Here is an 8341-nt window from a genome sequence, read left to right on the forward strand (position 1 = left end):
TGGCGGAGGAGGTTGACGATGGCCGTTTCCATTTCCGTGGTGCTGCTGCTCGCGATCCTGGCGGTGATCTTCCTGCGCAACGGCGGGCTGAAGGTCTCCCACGCGCTGGTCTGCCTGCTGCTGGGCTTCTACCTGGCCGGCACGAACATGGCCCCCACCATCAGCAGCGGGCTCACCGCCACGGCCGACATCGTGAGCAGCCTCAGACCCTGACCTTTCGTTCCGCGGCCATCCGGGAGACCGCGGCCCGTGCCGCCACCGCCCCCCGGTGGAGCAAGGCCAGCCGGACGTCCGGAACGTCCAGGTCGACGCCGAGCACAATGGGCGTGGGTCGTCCCCTTGACCGCCGGCAGGTCGAACTCCTCGAAGGCCACCCCCGGCCCGATCCCACCGCCGCCGGAGCGGCGGCGGCCGGTGCCGCGCCCGTCAGCGCGCCGGAGGCGGCCAGGAAAGCCAGTGTCCGGCGGCATGCCGCACGACGCGTCATACCGGCCCCCTGATGTCTCGTCAGTTGCACGGGATGGGGGGAAGCGCATCAGATCGCGGTCGTTTCGGAGGCGGCCCGGGGCCCAAGACGTGCGGAAGGGCGGCACACCGCAGCCCCTCGGGTGCGCGTGGGCGACGGCGGCCCGGGGACTCAGCCCTCCAGGACGCCGTCGCGGTGCAGCACCGTGACCCGGTGGAAGTTGCAGCCGGCCGGCGGTTCCGCGGCGGGCCACGTCTGGTGCGCCTTCAGCGCGATGCTCACCAGACTCATCAGCAGATCGACATCGGTCTCGCAGTCCAGGTGCACGGTCACCCAGCGGGAACCGGGGATCAGCTGGATCGCGCTGGAACCGACGAGGTCGTAGTGGAAGCGTTGGATGGCCCGTTGGGTCAGGTGCAGGTCCACGTCCCGGTCCGAGTGGAAGTGGACGATCTCGTCACGGACGGAGCGGAGCGCCTGTCCGGTACCGCAACTGGCGGGCCCCGCCGTGAGGTCGGGCCAGTCCTGCAGTCGCTCCAGGGCACGCTGGGCCAGAGTCATGTCCCTATCGTCGCTCCATTACCGCCCGGCAACCAGGGGTTGAGCAATTTGTAACCGGCACGTGAGGTAAATGGGCCGGTGTGAGGTACCCGGACGCACGGGAAGCGCCGCGCGGTCACGCACGGCGCTTCGTTGTCGTGAGCACAGTAGATCATGGTCGTGCGGCGGACACCACAGGTCCTGCGGGCGCTCCTCCGGGCTGCCGCGGGGCCGGGCGACGGCCCTCCCGGGGCACCGGACGACTACTCGTTCACACAGCCGATCGTCCCGATCGGATAGTCGTTGCCGGTGGAGGTCGCGGTGAACCCGAAGGTCACGCTGCCGTCCGCGGCTATGACCCGATTGTGCTCCACGTTCCGCACCGTGACGGAACCGTCGGACCCGGTGGACAGCGCGCCGTTCCACACAGTGTTGATCAGGGTCCCGGTACCGGGCGTCCACCGCACGGCCCAGCCGTCGCGGGGCTCCGTTCCGTGATTCATCACCTCCACGGAACCCTGGAAACCGCCGTTCCAGCTGTTCTGCACGGTGTACACCGCCATGCAGGACCCCGTGTGCGGCGGATCGGTCGGGGTGGGGGTCGGGGTGGGAGTGGGGGTGCCGCCGGAACCGCGGATGCCGGTCACCTCACCGTTGCCGCCGTCGAAGACGATGTCGGAGCAGGAGAAGAAGTTCTCCTGGCTGTCCGACCGCACCCACTGGACGAAGAGCACCGCGTCCCCGGAGCGGCCCGACGGCAGCGCCAGGTCCCAGTAGTAGTGGCCGCCGTTGCTGCCCGGCGAGCCCTGCTGCGGCGGATCGGCGACCGTCTGGATCAGCTCAAGGTCGTCCCAGCCCAGCTCGGAGGTGGGCGACCAGCCGGGCTCGGTGAGGTAGACCCGGAAGTCTCCGGGGTGCGCGGCCCAGTTGCTGTACTGCACCTGTATCGTCGCCCCGGACGTCAGGTGGGTCTTGGGCCAGTCGGCGCGGGCCGCGTTGTAGGCGGAGAAGTCGTACGGCGAACGGTCGCCGGCACTGCACAGCGTGCCGTCGGGCACGTAACCGGCCCCTCGGCCGCCCGCGTTGGAGTCCAGCACGGCGAACCAGTTGTACAGCGCCGTCGCCCCGCTCTGGTCCAGTGCGTCCTGGCAGGCGGGGTTGGTCGGGTCCAGGGCGCCGGTGCCGGTGATGGCGTCCAGCTGGCAGAGGTAGGTGCGCGACCCGGGCGTCATCGCCACGCCGTGCGCCTCCGCCTTGCCCTGCCAGAGAGCGGTCAGCCCGAGTGCGCCGAGCAGGGTGGCCAGTACCGCCGCTAGGGACAGGAGTCTGCTGCGTCGAGCCATGGAATCTCCAGTTTCCTGGTTGGTGTCGGGGGTGGTGCGGGTCCTTTCGCCGGTGTGGTCCCGATGGGTCCGGTCGGTCCGGGTCGGAACCTTCTCAGCTGGTCGTGCAGGCGGTGCCGTTCAGCGTGAAGTTGTCCGGTTCGGCGAACGCGCCGCTGTAGGTGCCCTGGAAGCCGAACGTCTGGCTGCCGCCCGCCGCGATCCGCGTACCGTGTTCCGGGCCGCGTGCCGTCACCGCACCCGCCGCCGGGGTCACCGATCCGTTCCAGGCGTGGGTGATCTGCTGTCCCTGGGGCAAGGTGAAGGCGAGCCACCAGTCGTCCACGGGCGCCGGTCCGGTGTTGCCGACCCTGACCTCCGTGGTGAAGCCGCCCTGCCAGACCTGCGGGGTGTAGGAAACCTCGCAGCTGACCGGGGTGCCGGGACCGGCCGGATCCTCTCCGTCGGTGGTGACGGTCGAGGAGAAGGCGTCGACCGACAGCCCCGCACCGTTCTGCCAGGGCTCGAAGCCGGCCTGGACGCTCGTCAGATACCAGGTGTTCTCGGCGAAGCCCCGGGAGACCGCCTGTTCGACGAAGTCCATGACGTCGAAGCTCCAGCTGTCGACGGCCGCAGGGGCGACGAAGGACAGCACGTCGTTGGAACCGTTGCCGCCCGACCACACCTCCCAGGTCCGCCCGGCCACCGTGGCGGTGCCGGTCTGGGAGCCGATCGGCTGGATCGGACCGACCCGGTTGAGCCAGATCATGATCTCGGTCCGGTTCACCCCGTCGGTCCGCGGCGTCGGATCCAGCCAGATGTCGTACGAGGCGTTGTACACCGCGTCGCTGACGAAGCCGTACGAGACGCTGCTGGGCGCGCTCGTTATGGAGTCGATCCGGGCGGGGAGAGCGGTTCCCGGGGAACAGGTGGTGTAGTGGCAGCCGTTGAAGACCGAGGGGTACGACTTCGGCGCGCCGTTGGTCGGTACCGAACCGTCCGCTCTGCTCAGCCGGAAGCCGGTGTCGGTCACGGTGACGCACTGCTCGGCGCTGCTGCCCCAGCGGTTGTTCTGGACGACGTAACGGCTCTGGATCGTGGCCGTCCCGTACTGCTCGCAGATGGTGGTGTCGGCTGCTCCGGCCGACGGCGCCGTGAGCGTCGCGAGCGCCGCGACCAGGGAGAGAGCCATGAGCAGCGCTCCGAGGAGGCCGCGCAGGGTGGGGGCCTGATGCGGGGAAGAACGCATGGGGGGACCTCTCTGGGAGGGGTGGTGGTGCGTGGGGACCGATCGGGGCGGGCGAGAGTGGGTGGGAGCGCTCCCACCGCTTGTGTGGGGGGACTGTAGGAGTTGTTCATGTCCCTGACAAGGGTGTGTGCGGCAGATTGTGCGGCCAGCGGGGGAGAGGGCCGGGGGAACCCGGACTTCGGTCCGGTCGGGGGCCGGTCGGGGCTCGGCCGGAGTTCGGGCGGGACCGGGCGGAGTCGGACGGGGTCCGGGCGGGTGGAGGCCCGGCCGGACCCTTACGGGTCACATGAGGTTGACCAGTCCGATGTAACGGGTCCAGTCCCACAGTGGGCCGGGGTCCGTGTGGTCGCTGCCCGGCACCTCGTGGTGCCCGATGATGTGCGCCCGGTTCTTGGTGATGCCGTATCTCGCGCAGATCGCCGAGGTCAGGGCCGCCGAACTCGCGTAGAGCGCGTCGGTGAAGCAGGCCGGCCCGTCCACCCACCCTTCGTGCTCGATCCCGATGCTGCGCGTGTTGTAGTCCCAGTTGCCCGCGTGCCAGGCGATGTCGGCCTCGCGGACGCACTGCGCGAGGTGCCCGTCGCAGGAGCGCACGACATAGTGCGCGGACACGCTTTTCCGCGGATCCTGGAAGATGGCCAGGGTGTCGGTGTAGGTCTCCTGGCTCACGTGGATGACCACGTAATCGATGGGATGGGTGGCCGGGCGGCTGGACCGGGTGTAGTTCGAACCGTTCGCCGGCCGCCACTCGGCGCCCGGGTGGTCGACGTCCTGGGGCCGGGCGTGAGCCCGGGTGTCCGGCAACAGCGCGTAGGAGGCGGCGGCGAGGGCGGCACCGCCGACGAGGAGCCGTCGTCTGCTGGGAAGCGGTCGTGTCCGTTCCATGAGGGGTCGCCTTTCGTGCGTGGTTCATGTGGTTTGTCTGGCTGACGCGTCTTCCGGGTGAGTGCGTGTGTGCGTGTGCACCCCCGCGCATGAGGCCAACGGCGTCGGGGGGTGCCGGGTTGCCGACGGGGTGATGTGCTCAGGGTGGCGCGCACACCCGCGTGCGCGGCGTCACGACCCGAGCCCTCCTCCAGGTGGTGGTGGGTCCGGCGAACGCGTCCGCCGTCCTCGTGGCGGCTGCGTTCACGTGAATCACGGTACGGGGAGCGCGGGTTGGGCAGGACGGAGAGGCGTCGCCCGGTGGACAACGGTCTGACTGTGGATAACTTCGTCACCCGATCGAGTGGGGTCCGACTGCGCGCCGGAACGCTGGATGAGCGAGTGGTGGTGGTCAGACAGGTCGGTCTGGTCCGGTCGGTCTGGTCCGTCGGTCCAGTCCGGCCGGACTGGCGGGTCGGCGGGGCTGACCGGACTGGTCAGGCCACGTCGGACCGGTCGGCCTGTGGCAGCCCAGGCCGGCCTGTGGCAGCCCGGGGCGGCCCGGACGTGACCGGATCAGGCCCTTTCCGCGACCGCCGCCGGGTCGTCCAGCACGGTCCGCACCACCGAGTGCGCGGCACCCAGCAGCGGCCCCTGTGGTCCGAGGGCGGACACGGTCACCGGGCACGCCGGACCGGCGGTGCGCCGGGCCAGTTCGTCGCGGAGCGCGGGCAGCAGCCAGGGCGCGAGTTCGGCCAGGGCGCCGCCCAGCACCACGGTCTCGGGGTCCAGCAGATTCACCGCGCCGGTCAGCGCGATGCCGAGCGCGGTCCCGGCGCCGCTCAGGGCATGCCGTACGCGCTCGTCGCCTTCCGTCGCGCGCTGCGCGAGCAGACCGACGCGGTTGTCGCCCGGTGCCAGACCGGACGCCCGCAACACCGCCTCCTCACCGGCGTACTGCTCCAGACAACCGCGCCCGCCACAGGCGCACGCGGGCCCGTCCGGGTGGACCGGCACATGCCCCAGTTCACCCGCGAACCCCCGGGTGCCCCGCAGCAGCAGCCCGTCCACGACCACCGCCGCGCCGATGCCGATCTCGGCGGAGACGTGCAGGAAGTCCCGTGGCGTGCCGTCACCGAGCCACAGTTCGGCGAGCGCGCCGAAGTTGGCTTCGTTGTCCACGGTCAGTGGCATGTCCACAGTCAGCAGGTCGCGGAGATCGGTGTCGTGCCAGTCGAGGTTGGGGGCCCGTACGACGGTCCGGGTGTCCCGTGCCACCAGGCCCGGTACCGCCACGGCGAGCCCGGCCGGCCACAGGCCCTCCGCCTCGGCCTCGTCGACGACCTGGCGGACCAGGTCGGTGAGCTGTCCGAGTACCGGTTCGGCGGAGCGGTCGCGGTTGCCGCCGTGGCGCACGGCCCGGGACCGCACCCGGCCCCGCAGATCGACCGCGCACACCGCGAGGTGATCGACGCCGATCTCCGCACCGATCCCGGCGGGACCGCTCGCGCTGACCGCCAGCGCCGAGCCCGGCCGGCCGACCCGCCCCGGCCGCTCGGGCCCCAGCTCCTCCAGCAGGCCGGAGCGGACGAGCTCGTCGACGAGCGTCGACACCGCCGCACGGGTCAGCCCGATCCGTGACGCGACGGCGGCCCGGGAGAGCCGGCCCTCGGCACGGACGGTGTGCATCACCCGGGAGAGGTTGCGGCGGCGCATGCCCTGCTGGGTGTCGGGCAGTGGGCGCCCGGGACCGGCCGGGTGCGCGGGCTGCGGGGGTGCGGTCATGCCTCCTCGGTCCTTGTCGGTCCTTGTCGACGTACTCGACGTACTCGACGTACTCGACGTACTCGTTGACGCGCTCGTCGATGTCCTCGGCGGCGTCCCTGACCAGTGTCCTCGACCGTCGTCCTCGGCCGGCGCCCTGGGTGGGTGTTCAAGGTCGGTCCTCCTGGGTGGGACACGGCTGATTCACGGTGGGCCGGCACGGGCCCGCGGCGGCCACGCGTGCCGGCGGCGCGGATCCGGTGCCCGCCCGGACGACGGGAGGACGTGCGCCGGGCGGGCGGCACCCGGTGAGCGGGCCCCAGCGGATGCCGCTCACCCGGCGGCGTTCACCTGACGGTACTCACCCGGCGCTGCTCAGCTGCGGGGCGCGCTCCGCTCCAGCAGCGGAGCCGCGTCGGAGAGTACCCCGGAGATCCGGGACAGCGTCGCCTCGTCCCGCTCCACGGCGTCCAGCACCGGACCGGCGGCGGTGTTCCAGCGCCGCGCGACCGCCGCCGCGTCCTCCCCGGTGAGCAGCCCGGCAGCCTGCGCCGCCGCCCCGAGAGCCACCAGTTCGCGGGCCTCGGGAATCTGCACCGGGCGTCCCGACAGCCGCCGTACGGTCTGCTGCCAGGCCGTACCGCGGGCGCCGCCTCCGATCAGGAGCAGGGGGGCGGAAGGGTCGGCGTCCGCGTCGAGGACCAGGTCCAGCGCGCCCAGCAGGGCGTGCACGGCGCCGTCGTAGGCGGCCTGGAGCACCTGGCCGCCGGTCGTGTCGTGCCGCAGCCCGTGCAGCAGGCCGGAGGCGCTCGGCAGGTTGGGGGTGCGCTCGCCGTCCAGATACGGCAGCAGGGTGACGCCGGAGCAGGGCTCGACGGCCTCCCGGTCAAGTCCCAGCAGCGCGGCGACCCGGTCGACGGCGAGCGTGCAGTTGAGGGTGCACGCGAGCGGCAGCCAGTCGCCGCGGGCGTCGGCGAAGCCGGCCACCGTACCGGTCGGGTCGGCGGGCCGGTGCCGCGACACGGCGTACACCGTCCCCGACGTCCCCAGGCTCATCACCGGCACGCCCGGACCGACCCCCAGGCCCAGCGCGGCGGCCGCGTTGTCGCCGGTGCCGGGCGCGACCAGGGTGCCCGTGGCGAACGGCAGGTCATGACCGCCACGTACGGTGCCGGCCACCTCCCCGGGCCGCACGACCCGGGGAAGCAGCACCGGATCGAGCCCCACGCGCGCGAGGGTCTCCTCGTCGTACGCCTCCGTCCCGGCCGCCCACCAGCCGGTGCCGGACGCGTCACCGCGGTCCGTGGTCCCCTCGCCGGTGAGACGCTCGGTGAGGTAGTCATGGGGAAGGCGCACGGCCTTGGTCGCACGGACGGCCTCCGGCTCGTTCTCCGCCAGCCAGGCCCACTTGGTGACGGTGAAGGAGGCGCTGGGAACGCTGCCGGTACGCTCCGCCCACGCCTTGGGCCCGCCCAGCTCCTCGATCAGACGTCGTGCGTGCGGTGCCGAACGCACGTCGTTCCAGAGCAGGGCCGGGCGCACCGGCTCCCCCCGCGCGTCCAGCGTGACCAGTCCGTGCTGCTGTCCGCCGACCGACACGGCGGCCGCCTCGTGCGCCGCCTCGCCGCACTGGCGCAGGGCCTCGCACAGGGCGTCCCACCACTGGCGCGGATCGCTCTCGCGGCCCGCCCCCGCCGACACGGTGTGCGGTGCCTGGCCGCTCGCGACGACCCGGCCGGTGGCCGCGTCGACGACCAGTGCCTTGGTGGACTGGGTGGACGTGTCCACACCGACGACGAGCGGACCCTCGGCTGCTGACATCGGGCTTCTCCCTCTTTCCGCGGCTCTGCGCGATTCCGACCCGGGCTCCAGGGATGTCTCCACGGGCTTCCGCTTCGGAGTCAGGACCGCGAAGACGCGGACATCACTCCTCCGGGACACCCTGACCCTTCCCAGGAATGGGTTCGCATACTAATTTGTAAAGCGCCATGACGAAATAGTCGCAAGCGAGCAAGGAGCAACAGCATGAGCTATCAGCCCACTCCCGAGGACAGGTTCACGTTCGGTCTGTGGACCGTTGGGTGGCAGGGCAGGGATCCGTTCGGGGACGCGACCCGGCCGCAGCTGGATCCGGTG

At 71.7% G+C, this 8341-nt stretch carries 7 protein-coding genes; 1 reads left to right on the forward strand and 6 read right to left on the reverse strand.

Translation table 11 applies throughout. The features are described from left to right. Window positions 1-18: 18 nt before the first annotated feature. A complete protein-coding gene (locus ACY1JF_RS21960) occupies window positions 19-213 on the forward strand; it encodes a hypothetical protein (RefSeq protein WP_462706900.1) in 195 nt (64 codons plus the stop codon). 424 nt (window positions 214-637) lie between these two features. Here the strand turns inward: ACY1JF_RS21960 and ACY1JF_RS21965 are convergent, their stop codons facing one another. The 6 genes from ACY1JF_RS21965 to xylB all read right to left on the reverse strand — a co-directional run bounded on the left by ACY1JF_RS21965 (window position 638) and on the right by xylB (window position 8026). After that, window positions 638-1027 carry a luciferase domain-containing protein gene (locus tag ACY1JF_RS21965; protein WP_462706901.1) on the reverse strand — a complete coding sequence of 130 codons (390 nt, stop codon included), beginning with the start codon at window positions 1025-1027 and terminating at the stop codon, window positions 638-640. 242 nt (window positions 1028-1269) lie between these two features. After that, window positions 1270-2349, reverse strand: a complete 1080-nt coding sequence (locus tag ACY1JF_RS21970) for a lytic polysaccharide monooxygenase auxiliary activity family 9 protein (protein WP_462706902.1) — start codon at window positions 2347-2349, stop codon at window positions 1270-1272. A 94-nt stretch (window positions 2350-2443) separates the two neighbouring features. Further along, window positions 2444-3577: a GH12 family glycosyl hydrolase domain-containing protein gene (locus ACY1JF_RS21975; protein ID WP_462706903.1), complete on the reverse strand. Its 1134-nt coding sequence runs from the start codon at window positions 3575-3577 to the stop codon at window positions 2444-2446. A 282-nt stretch (window positions 3578-3859) separates the two neighbouring features. Further along, a complete protein-coding gene (locus ACY1JF_RS21980; RefSeq protein WP_462706904.1) occupies window positions 3860-4462 on the reverse strand; it encodes an N-acetylmuramoyl-L-alanine amidase in 603 nt (200 codons plus the stop codon). Window positions 4463-5017: 555 nt separating this feature from the next. Next, entirely contained in the window at window positions 5018-6226 is a 1209-nt protein-coding gene (locus ACY1JF_RS21985; RefSeq protein ID WP_462706905.1) for an ROK family protein, read from the reverse strand. A gap of 354 nt (window positions 6227-6580) precedes the next feature. After that, a complete protein-coding gene (gene xylB / locus ACY1JF_RS21990) occupies window positions 6581-8026 on the reverse strand; it encodes a xylulokinase (protein WP_462706906.1) in 1446 nt (481 codons plus the stop codon). Between the last annotated feature and the right edge of the window lie 315 nt (window positions 8027-8341).

Source organism: Streptomyces sp. SYSU D01066-1, assembly GCF_054956795.1.

Bases quoted from the DNA above. Each gene is read 5' to 3' on its own strand.
- ACY1JF_RS21960 (WP_462706900.1), top strand. From the start codon at position 19: ATGGCCGTTTCCATTTCCGTGGTGCTGCTGCTCGCGATCCTGGCGGTG.
- ACY1JF_RS21965 (WP_462706901.1), bottom strand. From the start codon at position 1,027: ATGACTCTGGCCCAGCGTGCCCTGGAGCGACTGCAGGACTGGCCCGAC.
- ACY1JF_RS21970 (WP_462706902.1), bottom strand. From the start codon at position 2,349: ATGGCTCGACGCAGCAGACTCCTGTCCCTAGCGGCGGTACTGGCCACC.
- ACY1JF_RS21975 (WP_462706903.1), bottom strand. From the start codon at position 3,577: ATGCGTTCTTCCCCGCATCAGGCCCCCACCCTGCGCGGCCTCCTCGGA.
- ACY1JF_RS21980 (WP_462706904.1), bottom strand. From the start codon at position 4,462: ATGGAACGGACACGACCGCTTCCCAGCAGACGACGGCTCCTCGTCGGC.
- ACY1JF_RS21985 (WP_462706905.1), bottom strand. From the start codon at position 6,226: ATGACCGCACCCCCGCAGCCCGCGCACCCGGCCGGTCCCGGGCGCCCA.
- xylB (WP_462706906.1), bottom strand. From the start codon at position 8,026: ATGTCAGCAGCCGAGGGTCCGCTCGTCGTCGGTGTGGACACGTCCACC.